The organism is Hyunsoonleella flava (assembly GCF_004310325.1).
GTDB lineage: Bacteria > Bacteroidota > Bacteroidia > Flavobacteriales > Flavobacteriaceae > Jejuia > Jejuia flava.
In genome coordinates, this window is record NZ_SIRT01000005.1 from 58,611 (window position 1) to 77,308 (window position 18,698).

Sequence of the window (18,698 nt, forward strand, 5' to 3'; positions counted from 1 at the left end):
CTAAAAGAATATCTCCTGCGCCAACCGAAACGTATTGGCATGTGCTTCGATGATAATTTTAATATCAGGAGAATATCCGCCTCCCATGGAACACATTACTGGTAAATTATTATGCCTGCAGGTTTGCAACACGTAGCGATCGCGCTCTTTGCAGCCTTCTAAAGTCAGTCCCAGTTTTCCAAGTTTATCTGACGCTACCACATCAACACCACATAAATAGTATATAAAATCAGGCTGTTCACTCTCAATTAATTTAGGTAAAGTCTCTTTTAAAATGAACAAGTAGGTGTTATCCTCTGTATCATTTTCTAAAGCAATATCTAAATCGCTTTCTTCTTTTTTAAAAGGGTAATTACCTTTACCATGCATGGAAAAAGTGAACACATCAGTATCACCTTGAAAAATTTCTGCGGTGCCGTTTCCTTGGTGTACATCTAAATCGACAATCAACACTTTTGAAATCAACTTTTTATTTAACAAGTACCGCGCACCAATAGCCTGATCATTTAATAAACAAAAGGCTTCACCTCGATTAGAATACGCGTGATGTGTACCTCCTGCAATATTCATAGCAATGCCATATTGCAGTGCAAACTCGCTTGCTTTAATGGTGCCATCAGCTATAATAACTTCGCGTTTTACGAGTTCTTCACTTAGCGGAAATCCTATTTTTCGAGCTGCTCTTGCATCTAAATTTAACGTTTTTAGATCCTGATAATACGTTTTTGTATGTGTTCTAAGAATATCTGAATCGTCTGGAATAGTAGGCTCAAAAAAATTACTTTCAGAACACGTGCCTTCATGTAATAATTGTTGTGGCAATAGCTCATATTTAATCATCGGGAAACGATGGCCTTCGGGCAAAGGGTGCTTGTAAATTGGGTGATACGCTATTTTTAACATGCGCTAATCAGTAACAACAATTGTTTCCCAGCCATCATATTTTGCATTGCAGCTTTTGGCAATATCTTGTAATGAAGACGTTATCGGATTCCATAGTATCAATATCAACCTTATTGTATTTGTAAAATTGCAAACTATAAGGGAATTTAACAACACCTTTGCTGCCTGAAAACTCAATCTCAAAATCCAGTTTAACTATGTTTTCCTTACAACGCTCCATATCTTCTTTTGTTCTAAAATACATCCAATGGTCAACACGTCTTACTTTGGTTAAATTATCCCCCGCTGTTTTCAATTCGTTTATCAGACGAATATCAGACATATAATTTTGAATTGCTTCGTTAGGGTACAAAAACTGAGTGTAATACTCCCATTTCTGGTCTTCCTTAATATTGAGATAATAAACTCTGTCAGGATAATTGGTTTTATAAAACGTTTCCACCTTCTCTTTTATCCCTACATCAGATTTCAAGTAAAAATATTCCAAACGCTCAAAATCAAACATGAAAGACCCAACAAACAAACTCTCTGCGTCCTGCTTTAAGAGCGTCTCTAATTCATCACCTATTTTATGTAATAGCTTAAATGTTGCATCGCTTTTAGGCAAACCATCTTCACTGTTGCTTTCATAAGTAATACCGGTTACCAATACATATTTATACTCTGCAATTGGAGCCTTATCAATTAAATCCATTCTTACTGTAGTAGAGCCCGGTTTTCCATCTTCATAAGACGCCATGTACGTTTCCCAATATCCTTCACTTTCTTGAGATGCAAGATTAAAGCATAAAAAAAATATTGGGATGTATACAGCATTCTTTTCTAAACCATTAAGTAATGTGCTTCTTGTAATTTCAGAATACAAAATCCTTAATGAATGCAAAAATAGTGTCATCATCAACGTAAGGGTTAGGTATGTGTTGGTTTACTTTAGGTGACTAAACTTATAACAAATTAAATAAAAGCACAAACATTGATTTAAGTAAATGAAATTTTAAAGGTATTTCACTAAATTAATACCTTTGATTCTGAACACATTTAATTATAAGTTATGAAGTTTTCCAATCTCTTTATGCTATTGCTTTTTTGGGTTTTGTTAAGTTGTAATACCTCAAATAAACCACAAGAAAATAATAGTGAAGATTTTAAAGTTGTAGAAAATCTGGTGCAAGATAGCTTCGATGATATTTGGAGCGACAAAAAAGCAGAAAGTATATCAAAATATCACACTGATGATTTTATACTTTTAGAACATGGCGAGGTGTGGACCAACGATACCATTGCCAATTGGTGCAAGCGTGCGAAACTAAGGGACACTGGTTTAAAACGTATTAATAGTTTCGATTTTTTTAAAGCTAAAAGAGAAGGTAATCGTATTTGGATGGCCTATCACAACTATGCCACCATCAAAAAAGACACTTTAGAACGCAAATTACAATGGCTTGAAAGTATTGTGGCTATTAAGAAAGATAGTGTTTGGAAATTAGAGATGATGCACTCCACAAGGGTAAATAGAAACTAAGCCACTTTTTTAATCAAATCGAAGCACGGGCATTTTTTACAGCGCTTATTTTCGCCTTTTTTAAACTTTTTACAGCAACTAGATTTTACTTTTTCAGGCACATCAATGCCCAACTTTCGTAATTTTTTAATTGCTTTTTTCTGCTTCTTTTTTTTGCCCACAGGAAATTGTTCATCAATTCTGCGGGCAAAAATAAGTTATTTTTATTAAATCTAAATAAGATTAAATGTTAAAATTATTCAGGGTTGTCAATAGCAGCCGTAGTCACCGTTATATTTTCAATATCCCTATCAAACAAATACAATCCGCCTTTATCATCACCAATCATATTAATTTTGTCTAAAATAGTACGCGCAACCGCCTCTTCCTCAATCTGTTCCGCAACATACCATTGTAAAAAGTTGTGCGTTGCATAATCTTTTTCTTCAAGCGAAATATGTACCAGTTCATTAATACTTTGGGAAACAAACACCTCGTGTTCAAACAACTTTTCAAACATCTCCTTAAACGATTTAAAAGTAACGTTAGGTTCATTTAGCTGAGAAATTTTCGCGTGTCCGCCACGTTCATTCACAAACTTTACCAGCTTCAGCATGTGTTCGCGCTCTTCATCACTTTGTGCATACATAAAATTTGCCACACCTTCTAAACCCTTAACCTCAGCCCAACAGGCCATGGCTAAGTATATTTGAGACGATTCTGCCTCAACTCTAATTTGCTTATTTAACGACTCTTCTATAGTTTTTGATAACATAATCTTCCGTTTTTTGTAAAGTTAAAAATTTCCATTGGCTCTATTCAATTCAAACCATAAAAAAAGGCTATTCAATTATCAAAATACCCTTTTTTTAGATATCTGTTTTCGAGACAATCATAAATATCAAAAAAAACCTCAAGACTAAGCCTTAAGGTTTTCATTCATTAACTATCAATCAAATACTTACTTTACAGTGAGTGTATATTGCGGTGTTGGGTTCAACGGGCAGAAATAAACATACTCGCCTTTTGTTAATGTAGTGGCTTGAGATGTCTCCACTTCGCCATCTTTCACTACACTTGTTACATAAGCCGTTGCAATATGGTTTTCAGGCTTGCTGGCATCTTTCCCTTTTGGCACCAATACCAACCCTACGTCTTTCCCTACATGGTTATTCGACACCGAAAAGATGTATGTCCCTTCCGAAACAGTTACCGATTTCTGCGTAAATTCTCCAGCAGTTTGTTCTAATGCAATGGTTTTCACCACATCGTTTTTCATCATCTTGTCTTGTGCATTCCCGTTTATAGTAAAACCTAATGCTACTACTAAAATTGCTATTACTTTTTTCATTTTTTCTATGATTTATGGTTTATTAATTATTCTTATTTGGGCGTTCCCCTCGATTTCTAATTCGTCAGTCAAAAGAAACATTCGTGCTCGGGTCAGGCTTTCGGGAGTCGCTCCCTCCTGCGTCGGGGAGCTTCAACAAATCCCTCAATCCTTAACGCAACATGCACCTGCCCCTTCCCAGCGTTTTATGCCAATTGGGCTTCCAAAGGTTGTGCTATTGGAAAATCAACCGGAACTTGAGTAGTGCTGTGTATATAATTTGAAATGGTTTTATCACCAACCAAAGAAATCACATCAATTAAGTTGCCTTTAGAGTAGCCAGCGTTAAAAAAGTTCTCCAAAACATCAGCATCAGTTCTACCTCTATTCTCAGTTACGTTTTTAGCTAATCTTGCCAAAGCATCCAGCTTTGCATTGAATGAAGCACCTCCAGCTCTTAATTCCAAAATTTGTTCATCTGTAAAACCATTCATTTTACCTATAGCTGTGTGTGCCGATAAACAATAAATACAGTTATTTACTTCGCTTACTGCAAGGTTTACTACCTCTTTTTCTTTAGCAGATAATGATGTTTTGGCATTTGCAAAATTCAAGTAATTCTCTAAAGCCGTATCGCTATGCGCATAGGTGGCATATAAATTTGGAACAAACCCTAAGGCTTTATTTAAATTGTCAAAAATCGCTTTATTGTTTTCACTTACGTCTTCTCTGGTTGGTACATTAAATGTGCTCATAATTTTAATTTTTAAATTGTTGTTATTGTTAAATTCTTGTGTTTTATTTTGTTGGTACAAAGGTGCAACCACTTTAAAGGTTTTACCATGACTGCATTTCCTTATTGCATGTCAATTTTTCCCTTATATGTTTTGTGCTATCGATTTAGCTTCAACATGTGGGTTCTCGGCATCACAATAGTAATCGTGAATATGTTTTTGCTCACAATGCGTTTTAGGAGAAATAGTATTCAATACTTTATTTCTTTTCCCTCTGAAGATTTCAATTAAATTGAAAATAGATATGTGTTTTAAATTCATGACTTTGTTGTTTTATAATTACAGTACAAAGATGAATTAAAAGGTGGTGCAATAAAATGCTAGTATTGCCTTAGAGCATGTCAATTTTTCCCTAAGAAGCGTTTTTAAGCTGTTTTTTAAACTCTGAAGGCGATAGTGATGTGTGTTTTTTGAATAATCTACTTAAATGAGAGGCGTCTTCAAAACCTACATCATAGGCAATTTCCTTGGCCGTTTTATCGGTATAGATTAATAAACGTTTTGCTTCAAGAATAATGCGTTCGTGTATAATTTGTAGCGGACTTGTATTTAATTTAGCGAAATTATTTGACAGTGTTTTTGGAGATTTAAATAATTTATCGGCATAAAATGATACGCTATGCTGCGTTTTAAAATGAGACTCTACCAGCATATTGAATTCACGTAGCAAGTCAATCTTTGTGTTACTTGCTATTTCTACAAATCCTTCCTTTGCTTTTAGTAATCGCGTACTGATGATTATAAAACGTGCCATCAACATACGCAGCATTTCTGCTTGTATGGTATCCTTGGTTTCCAGTTCATCCAAAAACACCTCGTGCAAAATATTTAGTTTTCTGCTTTCTTTGTCGTTTAATCCAATAATAGGGATATGCACGTTTCCAAAAAACAACAATCCCGCACAACTCACTTCTTGATCGTGATCCTTAATACAATAAAATTCGCGGTTAAACTGATATACCACCAAATTTTTACCTTCTATGAACTGCACGTATTGCACTGTGGTCAAAGCCAAAATACTATTGGCTTCAATAGTATATGGAATACTATCTACTATAATTTCAGCTTTAGAATCGGTGGTTCTAATAAATGTGTACAGTTCAGGCTGTTTTGAGTTTTTGAAAGATTCTAGGAGTGCTTCGTCTCCTATTTTTAAAATGGCATTAGTAGAAAACTCTGTGAATGTGTTTTGCATTCACTATGAGTCGGAATAAATACAAAAAATTACATCAGACTATTTTAATTTTAACTTATCTGCAACCCATTCCCAACCTCAGTATCACCTGTACTGAGCGCAGTCGAAGTATCAGGATTTACAAATACTAGCTTGCCTTCGGGAGTTTCTGTCATTAAAATCATACCTTGGCTTTCCACACCTCGTAACGCTCTTGGAGCAAGATTAACCAAAACTGTAACACGTTTCCCAATAATTTCTTCAGCAGAAAAACTTTCGGCAATACCAGAAACGATCGTTCTTGTATCAATACCAGTATCCACCTTAAGTTTTAATAATTTTTTAGTTTTAGGCATTTTTTCGGCTTCTAAAATAGTGCCAACGCGCATATCCAGCTTAGTGAAATCCTCAAAGGTAATGGTGTCTTTTTGTGGCTCTACAGTTTTGTTTGCTGCTTCATTAGCTTTTTTACTGGCTTCTAATTTATCCAATTGCGTCTGTATCGTTTTATCCTCTATTTTAGAAAACAATAATTCTGCTTTTCCGATTTGGTGGTTGGCTGGCAACAGAACTTCATTAGTTTTTATGTCATTCCATTGAGATTCTGAATCAAGTTCAGAATGACAGAGGATACGTTTTAGTTTCTCTGAAGTAAATGGTAAAAAAGGCTCACTTAACGTGGCCAAAGCAGAAGCTATCTGAAGCGCCACGTACATTATAGTTTTTGTACGAGCTTCATCTTCCTTAATCACTTTCCATGGTTCAGCATCGGCTAGATATTTATTACCAAGGCGTGCTAAATTCATCAATTCCTGACCTGCTTCTCTAAAACGATAACGCTCAATAGAACTTGCTATGACATCTGGATATGCCTTTACCGCAGCTAAAGTTTCTTCATCTACTGTTTCAAAATCAGAAGGCTCTGGAACAATACCGTTATAGTATTTGTTGGTTAATACTACCACACGATTAATGAAATTCCCGAAAATAGCGACTAACTCGTTATTATTCCTTGCTTGAAAATCTTTCCAAGTAAAGTCGTTGTCCTTAGTTTCTGGTGCATTTGCATTTAATGCATAACGCAATACATCTTGCTGTCCTGGAAAGTCCTCTAAATATTCATGCAACCACACCGCCCAGTTTTTAGAGGTAGATAGTTTATTGCCTTCTAAATTTAAAAACTCATTTGCTGGCACATTATCGGGCAAAATATAGCTACCCTCTGCTTTTAGCATTGCTGGGAAAATAATACAGTGAAACACGATATTGTCTTTACCAATAAAATGTACCAATTTGGTGTCTTCGTCCTTCCAATAGGGCTCCCAATTTTTACCTTCTCTTGCTGCCCATTCTTTTGTTGAAGAAATATACCCAATTGGCGCATCAAACCACACATACAATACTTTACCTTCGCCGCCCTCTGCTGGCACAGGAATACCCCAATCTAAGTCGCGTGTTACAGCTCTTGGGCGTAAACCATCATCAATCCAAGATTTACATTGTCCGTAAACATTGGGTTTCCAATCTTTTTTATGACCTTCTAAAATCCATTCTTTTAAAAAAGCTTCGTGTTTATCTAAAGGTAAAAACCAATGTTTGGTTTTCTTTAAAGTAGGCACGTTTCCTGTAATTGCTGATTTTGGGTTTATCAAATCAGTAGCATTCAAGCTAGTACCGCAATTTTCACACTGGTCGCCATAAGCCTCTTCATTACCACATTTCGGGCATGTGCCAATTACAAATCGATCTGCTAAAAACTGGTTTGCTTCTTCATCGTAAAGTTGTTCGGTGGTTTCTTCCATGAACTCGTCTTTTTCATCCAGGGTCTTAAAAAACTCCGAAGCGGTTTCATGATGAATTGGTGCTGATGTTCGCGAATAATTATCATAGGTAATCCCAAAATCCTCAAACGATTTTTTAATAATCGCATGATATTTATCAACGATATCCTGAGGAGATACACCTTCATTTTTTGCCTTTATAGTAATAGGCACACCATGTTCATCACTTCCACCAATAAATGCCACATCGTTTCCCGTTAAGCGCAAATAACGTGCATAAATATCCGCAGGTACATACACACCAGCTAAGTGACCAATATGAATTGGGCCGTTAGTGTAAGGTAAGGCAGTCGTAATGGTATATCGTTTCGGTTTGTTCATTTTAAAACTTTTATGTCAGGTCGAGCGCAGTCGAGACCCTTTATTTTACTTCCGTACTCAAAACCTCTCGACTGCGCTCGAGGGGACATGCATTTGAAAGTAATTTTGAAGCCGTAAAAGTACACATTTTAAGGGCTTATTGGAAAAAAATTGTTGCAACTTCAAAACACCTTTAAAATGGGATCCCGCTTTTCAATGGGATGAGTTCAACCAACAATACTTAGTGCGCCTTAGCTTCTAAGTATTGGGTTTCACTAAAAAAATGTACATTTACATTATGCAGAAAAACCTACTGATATTACCCCTGTTTTACGCTTTTTTTTTCTTCGGAATAAATCAGCTTTTATCGCAAAACATAATAACAGATAAACCAAGTATCACTTTGAAACAACCACCATATTTAAAAGTCGGAGATACGGTTGCTATTGTAGCTCCTGCAGGAATTTTAAAAAACCGAGAAGGAGAAATTAATAAGGCCAAAATGCTACTTAAAAGTTGGGGACTACATGCTGTAATTGGTAAACACGTGTTTAATCAAGGGCGGCATTTTGCTGGTACGGATGATGAGCGTTGCGAGGATTTTCAAAACGCTTTAGACGATGCGTCAATTAGTGCTATATGGTGCGCTCGCGGTGGATATGGCAGTGTAAGAATATTGGATAAATTGGATTGGACGACATTTAAAAACAATCCTAAATGGATTATTGGATACTCTGATATTACTGCTTTTCATAACGAAGTACATAATTTGGGGGTTCAGTCCCTACACGCTATGTTGTGCACAAGCTTACAAGATGATGCTGAAACTATAAAAGAAACCATCGCAACATTTAAAAAGGCGATTTTCGGAAATGCTTTGGGTTACTCTTTAGAAGGCTCCAAATACAATCAACCTGGAACAGTCTCTGCGCCATTGATTGGAGGAAACTTAACCATTCTCCATACCATGTTAGGATCAAAAACCAGTATTGACACCTCAGGGAAAATATTATTTATTGAAGAAATAGGCGAATATAAGTATCATATTGATCGTATGCTACAAAGTTTAAAACGTGCTGGTTATTTTGATAACTGCAAAGGTGTTATTGTTGGGGATATGACCAAAATAAAACGTAATACAACCCCATGGGGCTCTTCTATTGAGCAATTGATTTTAGATGTACTTTCGGAATATGAATTCCCGATAGCTTTCAACATGAAAGCAGGTCATGAAAAGGATAACCGCGCTTTAATTTTAGGAAAAACTATTACCCTAGAAGTTAGTAAAGCATCTAGTGAAATTTCATTTTAAGCCATTTGATATTTCTCAAAAGTTAAGCACTTCTTCCCGTAAAAACTAGGTGTAATATTATTCTTATTTTATTGTTTATTACATACGCTTAAACTGCTTATACCCGTAAAACTATACATTTTTACAATGTTTTTTATCGAATAAAAATGTTTTTCATGGAATGCGCGGGTAGTTGAACGTTTAATACTATGAAGTCAACTATTAATTTTAAGATTTAGTAATATCTACTGTAAACTTGTATGAAAATATTAACCCTAAAAGGTCCCAATTATGAAAAAAGTATTACTCGCAAGTGCAATGATTTTATTGTCTATCAGTGTAAACGCTGAAGATATTATAAACAACGATTTAAACCTTAACAACCCAGATGTTAGAAAATGCTTACTGGAAGCTTCTAAACAAGACGGTTGGGAATTAAAATCAGTTTACATGAATGCCAATGATAAACTGGTAATGATTTTTGATAAAGGTGATACAACTAAAATCTACAACAGTAACAACTAACAATTATCAACAACAATCCCTCACAACCAACTAAACTCTCATTTAGTTGGTTTTTTTATACCCCAAACTGACTTAAATGATGGTCTAAATGTTTGTAAAACATATTGTTCCATTCTTGTTTGGTCAATTTTCCAAAGGAATGCGACTCCCTACCGTCAAAATAGCTCTCGCCTAAATTTTGGGTTTTCTCTAAATAGGCGATTAATCGTTTCTTTTCTTCCTCAAAATTTTTAGTATCCGTAATTAAAAACTGTGGAGCAGTCCTTCCGTTTCTTTTGTAGGGCGTATCATTTACAACGGTATTTTTCACAAACAGTTTCAGCATCCATTTTGTAAACCCATTCGGTTTTTTGTGCTTATCCTCAAAAGCCATTTCGTAAGTAACATTGCAATGCGCCAACATTTGGTCTACACTCATTTTTCCCCAGTTAGGTTGGGCTGAAGGCTTTAATTTATTGATTCTTTCAATTACTTCTTTAGTTACCGTGGCGTCGAATATGTTTTTCATGATGTTTTGATTGATGGATTTGTACATTCCGAAAGTTAATTATTTATTCTTGTTTTGAAGGTTATTTACAGGACTTTAAGGTTTAAGCAAAGAAAAGCGATAAGACTTGGTTGCTAAAATTAATAAAGATGTTTGCTTTGATGACAAAACGGGAGGTTATTGGTTGTATTGATGAAAGTTACTCACCCAAATTCTGATTACTCAATTGTTAAAACTGATTTTATTTGAGTCTCTTTAATCTCTCTATATTTTATTTGAAAACTTTCACTTTTGCTGAATCGTACTGCTTTTTTAAACCCAAAAATAGTTTTGCCCTTTTGGGCTATTCCAATCAAGTAGAAACTTCTGTTTACTGGTAAATCAAGGGTGTTTTCATAAACATTTAAAATAGTGTTGTTGCTTTGATCTACAAGATACAATTGTTCATAATCTGCATTGATGTTAGCGTTTAATGCGATGTTCACTTTTACCTCATTGCTCGCAAATTTATCTATGTTTATCCAGCCTAGTTTTGATAGTTTAATAGATTCATAAATTTCCTCATTTACATGCTTAAATACTCTATTTACTTCAAGACTATTTTCTTGATCAATTTTCAGTTGATCAAAATCTTCTTTTGATATTTGCCTATAAACGTCAGCGAAAGCAGTATAACCCTCTCCAAACGTCATATCATCCAAATCAACGAGTACAGAATCAACTACAATTTCTTTTTGACCATCTAACATTGATAACGAATCAATTTCAAACACCTCATAATATTCATCAGAATAACTTTCTCCATTTTGCACTAATTCAACTTCAGTTTTATAAACTCTTAAAGTATCTACATTTTTGTCATAATAATTCAGCTTGGGAAAGCGTTCGTTTAATTCTCTCGAATTTATGTTGCCGATTGTATCTACCGTGAATAGATTTCTAAAAGTCACTACACCTCCATAACGTCTGGTAAGCTCTTCATCAATAATTGTTGTGTCCTTTATAAAAATGGTGTAATATTCTTTCTCCCTTAAGCTTGTGCGAGATTTAGCCCAATTCATATTCCCAATTGCATCCCGTTTTCCATAAAACAATTTCATATCACTTTCATTGGTGTTTTTAGGAAGAGTTACATCAATCGTTTTTCCTTCTTTTAAAACCAAAGTATTACTGCCTTGACTGATATCAATTTTAAACGCCCCGCCCGATATCAACCATTTACCATTAGAGACGGTTTGCGCCTTCGCTAAAAGCAAATCTTGTTTTGTGCTAAGCTCAATTAATTCAACCGTGAGGCTATCGCTTGAAAGTTGTGCACCAGACTTTGTTTCCAAGTCATCAGGGTTAAACCGCAAAACAGTGCCTTTTTCACCTTTTACTTCTATAATTGAATCCAAGGCTATTTTAAATTCCTGTTTAAAATCAGACTCAAAATTTAGTTTATTATAAAAATCGTTTTTTTCGGAATTAAAGAGATTGAAACTTATAACAGTTAAAACGATTATAGCACTGCCAAAACCAAGATACCTCAACCATTTACCTCTTAAATATCTTTGTTTCCCTGCCTTAATATCGGATTTAATCTTCTGTCGTTTTATCCCTTCTAAAAGAATTAAATGTTCATCATATAATAATTTAAATCCTTCATCAGTTTTTAATCTATTTTCAAAGTCTTCCATTGCTTTTCCTGAAAGGCTTTTGTTCAAATAGCTATTTATTAACTCTATATTTTTTATTTGATTTTCCATGACTTCAAGAATTAAGATTGAACTGTTTTACGAGATTGATAGATGTCCTTTGCTTTTGACAAACATTTATACTTCTGGTTTTTTGCAATCTTTTCAGATTTAAATTGCATTTTAATTGCAATCTCTTTGAAAGACATTGCCTTTACGTAAAACAGTTGTAAAAGTTCTTGACATCGTTTTCCTAATTCGAGAAATGCATGTTCTGCTTGCTGGTACTTCTTTTCTTCTAAAACGTTATGGAAGTGTTCAACCTTAACAGTGTTTAAGTCGTGAAGTTCTTGTTTTGAAAATTTCTTTTGGGTATCCTTCCAAATAAATCGGGATACCGAATATAAATAGGTATAAAATGATGATGTAAGTTTAAAATCTGATTTTTCCAGATTTCTATTCAGGATAATTAAAGCTTCCTGAAACACATCTGAAGCATCCTGTTTCTGCCCTCCTTTTGAAAGGATTAGAGTTTCAATCTTTGGATACAAACTATATAACTTACTGAAAGCTTTTTCGCGTTGACCTTCTTTAAAAAGTTCTAAGATTTTTTGATCATTCATAAAACTGGTTTATTACTTAATGGTCAAAATGCTAAAAGGTCTCCCAAAAAAACTAAAATAATTTATGCATATATAGATTCCCGCCTTCGCGGGAATGACAAAAACCTAAAACCGCAACTCTTTCTGCAACTGCTCATAAGCTTCTTGTACCTGTCTAAACTTTTCCTCAGCCCCTTCTTGATGTTCCTTTCCTAAATGAATCACACGATCTGGATGGTATTTTTTTGCCATTTTACGGTATGCTTTTTTAATTTCATCTACTGATGCATCTTTTTCAATCTCCAAAATCTTATAAGCATTATCCTTGCTATTATAAAACATGGCTTTGATGCTCTGGTAATCTTTAGAGCTGATACCCAAATAACCTGCTATGGTATAAATTTGGCGTTCTTCGTCTTTGGTAACCGTTCCATCGGCTTTTGCTATTCCAAATAAAAAATGGATGAGTTGTAAACGCGACGGATGATCCATCATAGACTTAATTTGCAAACACACGGGCCTAACTGAAACATTCTGCTTGCTAATCCCCTTAAATAATTTAAATGCATGATTTGCACGTTGCTTCCCATACATGTTTACAAACTGCTGGCGCACGTAATCCAACTCTCGCTGGTCTTGTTTGCCATCTGCCTTAATAACAACGGAAGCCAGCACCAACAAACTCACTTCAAAATCTCCTGATTGCGTTTGCGGACGTTGCCTTGGTTGTGTTCTATATGTTCTTCTTCCTCTAGTGGATTGCCGTTCTCCTAGCAATGGCTGACCGTTATCCGCCAATGAATCAATAACGCTACCAATTGCCAACCCAATTATGGCACCTATAGGGCCGCCAAAAGACCATCCCAAAGCACCTCCTATCCATTTTGAAAAACTCATTTATATTTCTAAATTTTATTTTCAATCAAATATACTATTGTTAGTTGAAAAATTTCGCGTTTTGTTACGCAAGCCGAAATTATTTGAGATTATAATTTCTTTCACAAATTTTCTTTTACTATCTAAATAACCAAATCTTACCCCGCGTTAAGAATAGAAGCGGCATCCTTTTTGGTATGGAGGCTGAGGTTCTCGAAGCCTCCATACCAAAAAGATATAGCGGATAGCCTGACCTTATAACGCCATAAGCGTTTTAAGGGAACGCCCTAATAAATTTTGCCTGTTTTTTAATTAACTTTGTAGCGTATAAATTTTAATATAAAAGATAAAAATATGTATCCAGCAGAATTAGTAAAACCAATGCGCGAGGATTTAACCAATGTTGGTTTTGAAGAATTACAAACGGCAGAGGCTGTTGATGCTGCACTTGCAAAAGAAGGGACAACTCTAGTTGTTGTGAACTCGGTTTGTGGATGTGCCGCTGCCAATGCAAGACCAGGGGCTAGAATGAGTTTACAAAATGCGAAACGACCAGATAATATTGCTACAGTTTTTGCAGGAGTAGACCGTGAAGCTGTTGAAAAAGCAAGAGAATATATGATTCCGTTTCCACCAAGCTCACCTAGTATGGCTTTATTCAAAAACGGCGAATTGGTACACATGTTAGAGCGTCATCATATTGAAGGAAGACCTGCAGAGTTAATTGCAGAAAACCTAATGGATGCTTACAACGAGCACTGTTAATTTAAGACAGAATTAAAGTTATAAAAGACCGCGATATTATCGTGGTTTTTTTATGTCCTTATGCCATATTACATTAATTTTGGTGCATGCAGAAATTGCTTTCATATCCCATATCGGTAATTTACTACCTGTTTTTTGGATTAACATTGGTTGTTTTTCATCCCATACAGTGGGTTTGCTTTAATCTTTTTGGTTATCAAGCCCATAAATTAAGTGTAGATGCACTTCAATTTTGTTTAATGCGATGCGCTAATATTTTAGGTACACGTTTTTCATTTAAAAACCCCCATAGTATACCTACCGATAAGCCTTTAATTATTATTGCAAACCACCAAAGTCTATATGATATCTCGCCCATTATGTGGTTTATGCGCAAGCACCACACAAAGTTTATTAGTAAAATTGAATTAGGTAAGGGCATCCCCAGTGTGTCTTACAATTTACGCCATGGTGGCTCTGTATTAATCGATAGGAAAAACCCAAGACAGTCTCTACCAGCTATTACCAAGTTTGGGGAGTATATTGAAAATACAAAAAGGGCCGCAGTAATCTTTCCTGAAGGCACCAGAAGTAAAGATGGTACGCCAAAACCTTTTCAAACTAAGGGGCTGCAAATGCTGTTTAAAAAAATTCCATCTGCTGTAATCGTACCAATAAGCATTAATAACTCATGGAAAATGCAGCGTTACGGTATGTTCCCCATGGGGTTGGGTACTCATATTAAATTTACAGTACATAAGCCTTTGGAATTGGCTACCTTTGCTGATATGCAAGAGCTCATAAAACATGTTGAAAGCACAATTAAAGCCCATATTCACCCTTAAATATATAGATTAATGTCGTTGAAAAATGTAAGATTAGAGGTTATGCAATTCATAGAAAAAGATGTTGCTAGCCTCATGGAAAAATATTTAATTCCTATTGAAAAGATATGGCAACCTACAGACTTTTTACCCAATTCTGAGTCAGATACGTTTTTCGAGGAAATTCAAGAAATTCAAGAGCTAGCAAAAGAATTACCTTATGATTTTTGGGTGGTTTTAGTTGGAGATATGATTACCGAAGAAGCACTACCAACTTACGAATCTTGGTTGATGGATGTTGAAGGCGTAAACCAAGTTGAAAACGGTGGCAATGGTTGGAGCAAATGGGTAAAGCATTGGACTGGTGAGGAAAACAGACATGGCGATGTGCTGAATAAATATCTGTATTTATCTGGACGCGTAAATATGAAGGAAATTGAAAAAACTACACAATATTTAATTGCTGATGGTTTTGATATTGGTACAGACAGAGATCCCTATAAAAACTTTGTGTACACAAGTTTTCAAGAGTTAGCCACATATGTGTCTCATAACCGAGTAGCAAAAATTGCTAAGAAAAAAGGCAACAAACGTTTGGCAAAAATGTGCCAGATCATTTCGGGAGATGAAATGCGTCATCACCATGCATATTCTGAATTTGTTGAGCGTATTTTTAAGGTAGACCCTAGCCAAATGATGATGGCTTTTCATTATATGATGAAGCAAAAAATTACCATGCCAGCTCATTTTTTAAGAGAATCTGGAGGAAAGATCAGTACCGCTTTCGAAGAATTTTCAAATACGGCACAACGCATAGGCGTTTACACATCAAAAGATTATGTAGACATTTTACAAAAACTCATTGATCGTTGGCAGATTGATAAAATTACCAACCTCACTCAAGAGGCCGAAAAAGCACGCGATTACTTAATGAAATTGCCCTCTAGGATGTACCGATTGTCTGAGCGCATGAAGATTCCTGAAAACTCTTATGAGTTTAAGTGGGTAACACCAGCTGTAGTTAAATAATTCGGAATGACACCAGAAACAATCATAAGCGAAACGATAATTTTTGTTAAAAAAACCCTGCAGGATGCTGAAGGCGGACACGATTGGTTTCATGTAGAACGGGTTTATAAAAACAGTTTGTTAATTGCAAAACATGAACCTGTGGATACTTTTGTTGTGTCTTTGGGCGCATTACTCCACGACATTGCTGATAGTAAATTCCATAATGGTGATGAGACTATCGGGCCCAAAATAGCACGGGAGTTTTTATTTAAAATGAATGTAGACTCAACTGCGATTGAACATATAATTGCAATTATTGAAAATATTTCATTTAAGTCAAGTCTAGATGATAACCAGAAGTTTTGGTCTAAAGAACTGGACGTGGTACAAGATGCGGACAGGTTAGATGCCATAGGCGCAATAGGTATTGCAAGAGCCTTTAATTACGGTGGTTTTAAAAACCGAGCACTTTATAATCCGGAAATAAAACCAGATTTAAATATGACCAAAGAAGCCTACAAAGCTTCTAAGGCACCAACCATAAATCATTTTTACGAAAAGCTATTACTTCTAAAAAATAAAATGAATACCAAAACAGGAAAAGAACTAGCGGGAAAGCGCCATAAATTTATGGAACTGTACCTTCAACAGTTTTATAAAGAATGGTCTTCAGAATTATGATATTCTAATTTAACGCATTGATATACAATTATTTATTTTATTATTTTTCATCATTTTTTTATCAAAATAGTACAATAACTTGTTAAAAATGATGTTTTAGTCAATATTCCTATTTCCTAATTTTGTTTTGCACTAATTATTATAAATCATTTAATAAGGAAAACAATGATTAAAAATAACAGAGGTAGGCTAAATCGTTTTATATACATAAGCTTTTTAATATTAATATTACCTGTAATAGTGGGTCTTTTATTATTAGGATTTAAGTTGTTTTAGTTATTTAGTAGTCTGTACTTTATAGAGTACATCTTTCAAATTTTAGCTAGGTCTTTATATATATCATTCGTAACTGAATAATGAGTATCACCGTGCTCTTAGATTTACTTTTATTAAATCTTTTTGATTTAAGAATTAGCTATATGATTAACGTATGTTAATTTTTAATCTTTTTTTACTTAAATTAGCAATTCACTAACTAGAAATTTATAAAATATGTTAAAAGAATTCAAAGAATTTGCAATGAAGGGCAACCTTGTAGACATTGCAGTAGGTTTTGTAATGGGTGCTGCTTTTAATAAAGTAGTTGCATCATTTACTGGAGGTATTGTCTCACCTCTTGTTGGTCTATTATTCGATACAGACTTTAAGGATTTAAAGTATAAATTAACAGAAGGTACACTAAACGACGCAGGGGAAATGGTAGGAGAAGTTTATTTAGAGCATGGACAATTCATCACTAATGTTCTTGACTTTATTATCGTAGCATTTGTAATGTTTATGGTAGTTAAAGGTGTTAATAAAATGAAAAAGAAAGAGGAGCCTGCTCCAGAAGAACCAGCAGGACCATCTCAAGAAGATTTACTTGCTGAAATAAGAGATTTGCTTAAAAAATAACAACTTGTTAAATAAATAACAACCTGTTATTTGTTGTTAAAAAGCCCTTGTTTTCTGAAAATGAGGGCTTTTTTTGTATCTAGAATTGTAATTAATACTTAGTTTTGTCCTCTCAAAACAATAAAAAGAAAAGAAAAAATGAAAGTAGCTGTTGTTGGTGCCACTGGTATGGTTGGCGAAGTGATGTTAAAAGTACTTGCAGAACGTAATTTTCCTGTAACGGAATTAATTCCTGTTGCTTCAGAACGCTCTGTTGGTAAAACATTAACCTACAAGGGTAATGATTATAAAGTAGTTGGTTTGGAAACTGCTGTTTCTATGAAGCCAGATATCGCCTTATTCTCAGCAGGCGGAGGAACATCCATTGAATGGGCTCCTAAATTTGCTGAAGCTGGTACTACAGTTGTAGATAACTCCTCTGCTTGGAGAATGGATCCTACAAAAAAATTAGTGGTTCCTGAGATTAATGCGAGCGAATTAACTAAAGATGATAAGATTATTGCAAACCCTAATTGTTCTACAATTCAATTAGTAATGGCTTTAAATCCGCTTCACAAAAAATATAAAATGAAACGTGTAGTGGTGTCTACATATCAATCTGTTTCTGGTACTGGAGTAAAAGCCGTACGTCAGTTAGAAAACGAGATTGCAGGTGTTGAAGGTGAAATGGCATATCCTTATCCTATAGGAAGAAATGCATTACCACATTGTGATGTATTTGAGGATAACGGATACACCAAAGAGGAAATGAAATTAGCTAGAGAGCCACAGAAAATTATGAACGACAGAACATTTTCCGTATCTGCCACAGCAGTAAGAATACCAACCGCTGGAGGGCATTCTGAATCTGTTAACGTGGAGTTTGAAAATGATTTTGATTTGGCCGATATCCGTAAGCTTTTACATGAAACACCTGGTGTAGTTGTGCAAGACAACACAGATACCAATACTTACCCAATGCCTATTTTCGCTCATGAAAAAGACGAGGTGTTTGTTGGACGTATTCGTCGCGATGAAACACAACCCAACACATTAAACATGTGGATTGTTGCAGATAATTTGCGTAAAGGAGCGGCTACCAATACCGTACAAATTGCAGAGTATTTAGTTGATAATAATTTAGTGTAAATATGACCTCTTTGGGTTTTAAAGGCTTCTATTTATAGGAGCCTTTTTGCTTTGTAAATGACACTTAATGCTTTGAGTGATGCACTGCTTTCGGCAAATAAGCCTGCGTTAGGGAT

The 18,698-nt window shown here is 35.0% G+C and carries 21 protein-coding genes; 9 read left to right on the plus strand and 12 right to left on the minus strand.

What is annotated here, in order from left to right:
* Positions 1-903, minus strand: coding sequence for a histone deacetylase family protein (locus EYD45_RS07930; protein WP_130964005.1), 903 nt, complete (start codon positions 901-903; stop codon positions 1-3).
* Between the two features lie 34 nt (positions 904-937).
* Positions 938-1,801 carry a DUF695 domain-containing protein gene (locus EYD45_RS07935; protein WP_130964006.1) on the minus strand — a complete coding sequence of 288 codons (864 nt, stop codon included), beginning with the start codon at positions 1,799-1,801 and terminating at the stop codon, positions 938-940.
* A gap of 153 nt (positions 1,802-1,954) precedes the next feature.
* On the opposite strand from EYD45_RS07935, the gene EYD45_RS07940 reads away from it, so the two are divergent.
* A complete protein-coding gene (locus tag EYD45_RS07940; protein ID WP_233702573.1) occupies positions 1,955-2,425 on the plus strand; it encodes a nuclear transport factor 2 family protein in 471 nt (156 codons plus the stop codon).
* 235 nt (positions 2,426-2,660) lie between these two features.
* On the opposite strand, the gene EYD45_RS07945 is transcribed toward EYD45_RS07940, so the two are convergent.
* From EYD45_RS07945 to metG, 6 genes are all read right to left on the minus strand, one after another.
* On the minus strand, positions 2,661-3,179 hold the full coding sequence (locus tag EYD45_RS07945; RefSeq protein WP_130964007.1) for a ferritin: 519 nt from the start codon (positions 3,177-3,179) through the stop codon (positions 2,661-2,663).
* A 186-nt stretch (positions 3,180-3,365) separates the two neighbouring features.
* Positions 3,366-3,755 carry a cupredoxin domain-containing protein gene (locus EYD45_RS07950; RefSeq protein ID WP_130964008.1) on the minus strand — a complete coding sequence of 130 codons (390 nt, stop codon included), beginning with the start codon at positions 3,753-3,755 and terminating at the stop codon, positions 3,366-3,368.
* A gap of 185 nt (positions 3,756-3,940) precedes the next feature.
* Complete coding sequence (locus EYD45_RS07955; RefSeq protein ID WP_130964009.1) at positions 3,941-4,489, minus strand: carboxymuconolactone decarboxylase family protein; 549 nt, start codon at positions 4,487-4,489, stop codon at positions 3,941-3,943.
* A 123-nt stretch (positions 4,490-4,612) separates the two neighbouring features.
* The gene (locus tag EYD45_RS16745; protein WP_165453905.1) at positions 4,613-4,789 is read right to left on the minus strand and encodes a hypothetical protein; all 177 of its coding nucleotides are present in this window, start codon (positions 4,787-4,789) and stop codon (positions 4,613-4,615) included.
* Between the two features lie 91 nt (positions 4,790-4,880).
* The gene (locus tag EYD45_RS07960; protein WP_130964010.1) at positions 4,881-5,723 is read right to left on the minus strand and encodes a helix-turn-helix domain-containing protein; all 843 of its coding nucleotides are present in this window, start codon (positions 5,721-5,723) and stop codon (positions 4,881-4,883) included.
* A gap of 50 nt (positions 5,724-5,773) precedes the next feature.
* Complete coding sequence (gene metG, locus EYD45_RS07965; protein WP_130964011.1) at positions 5,774-7,864, minus strand: methionine--tRNA ligase; 2,091 nt, start codon at positions 7,862-7,864, stop codon at positions 5,774-5,776.
* Positions 7,865-8,141: 277 nt separating this feature from the next.
* Here metG and EYD45_RS07970 point away from each other — a divergent pair, with 277 nt between their 5' ends.
* Both EYD45_RS07970 and EYD45_RS07975 read left to right on the plus strand, forming a co-directional pair.
* Positions 8,142-9,155, plus strand: a complete 1,014-nt coding sequence (locus tag EYD45_RS07970) for a S66 peptidase family protein (RefSeq protein ID WP_130964012.1) — start codon at positions 8,142-8,144, stop codon at positions 9,153-9,155.
* A 270-nt stretch (positions 9,156-9,425) separates the two neighbouring features.
* Entirely contained in the window at positions 9,426-9,659 is a 234-nt protein-coding gene (locus EYD45_RS07975; protein ID WP_130964013.1) for a hypothetical protein, read from the plus strand.
* A gap of 55 nt (positions 9,660-9,714) precedes the next feature.
* Here EYD45_RS07975 and EYD45_RS07980 read toward each other — a convergent pair whose 3' ends face one another.
* The 4 genes from EYD45_RS07980 to EYD45_RS07995 all read right to left on the minus strand — a co-directional run bounded on the left by EYD45_RS07980 (position 9,715) and on the right by EYD45_RS07995 (position 13,321).
* The gene (locus EYD45_RS07980) at positions 9,715-10,167 is read right to left on the minus strand and encodes a DUF1569 domain-containing protein (RefSeq protein ID WP_130964014.1); all 453 of its coding nucleotides are present in this window, start codon (positions 10,165-10,167) and stop codon (positions 9,715-9,717) included.
* A gap of 197 nt (positions 10,168-10,364) precedes the next feature.
* Positions 10,365-11,894 (minus strand): hypothetical protein, encoded by a 1,530-nt coding sequence (locus EYD45_RS07985; RefSeq protein WP_130964015.1) that lies wholly within the window; start codon positions 11,892-11,894, stop codon positions 10,365-10,367.
* Between the two features lie 11 nt (positions 11,895-11,905).
* Positions 11,906-12,445 carry an RNA polymerase sigma factor gene (locus EYD45_RS07990; protein ID WP_130964016.1) on the minus strand — a complete coding sequence of 180 codons (540 nt, stop codon included), beginning with the start codon at positions 12,443-12,445 and terminating at the stop codon, positions 11,906-11,908.
* A gap of 105 nt (positions 12,446-12,550) precedes the next feature.
* Entirely contained in the window at positions 12,551-13,321 is a 771-nt protein-coding gene (locus EYD45_RS07995) for a TerB family tellurite resistance protein (RefSeq protein ID WP_130964017.1), read from the minus strand.
* A gap of 333 nt (positions 13,322-13,654) precedes the next feature.
* Here EYD45_RS07995 and EYD45_RS08000 point away from each other — a divergent pair, with 333 nt between their 5' ends.
* The 6 genes from EYD45_RS08000 to EYD45_RS08025 all read left to right on the plus strand — a co-directional run bounded on the left by EYD45_RS08000 (position 13,655) and on the right by EYD45_RS08025 (position 18,582).
* Entirely contained in the window at positions 13,655-14,065 is a 411-nt protein-coding gene (locus tag EYD45_RS08000; protein WP_130964018.1) for a BrxA/BrxB family bacilliredoxin, read from the plus strand.
* 86 nt (positions 14,066-14,151) lie between these two features.
* Entirely contained in the window at positions 14,152-14,889 is a 738-nt protein-coding gene (locus EYD45_RS08005; RefSeq protein WP_130964019.1) for a lysophospholipid acyltransferase family protein, read from the plus strand.
* 12 nt (positions 14,890-14,901) lie between these two features.
* The gene (locus EYD45_RS08010) at positions 14,902-15,897 is read left to right on the plus strand and encodes an acyl-ACP desaturase (protein ID WP_130964020.1); all 996 of its coding nucleotides are present in this window, start codon (positions 14,902-14,904) and stop codon (positions 15,895-15,897) included.
* A 6-nt stretch (positions 15,898-15,903) separates the two neighbouring features.
* On the plus strand, positions 15,904-16,560 hold the full coding sequence (locus tag EYD45_RS08015; RefSeq protein WP_130964021.1) for an HD domain-containing protein: 657 nt from the start codon (positions 15,904-15,906) through the stop codon (positions 16,558-16,560).
* 492 nt (positions 16,561-17,052) lie between these two features.
* Entirely contained in the window at positions 17,053-17,454 is a 402-nt protein-coding gene (gene mscL / locus EYD45_RS08020) for a large-conductance mechanosensitive channel protein MscL (protein WP_130964022.1), read from the plus strand.
* 138 nt (positions 17,455-17,592) lie between these two features.
* Positions 17,593-18,582: an aspartate-semialdehyde dehydrogenase gene (locus EYD45_RS08025; RefSeq protein ID WP_130964023.1), complete on the plus strand. Its 990-nt coding sequence runs from the start codon at positions 17,593-17,595 to the stop codon at positions 18,580-18,582.
* Positions 18,583-18,698: the final 116 nt, after the last annotated feature.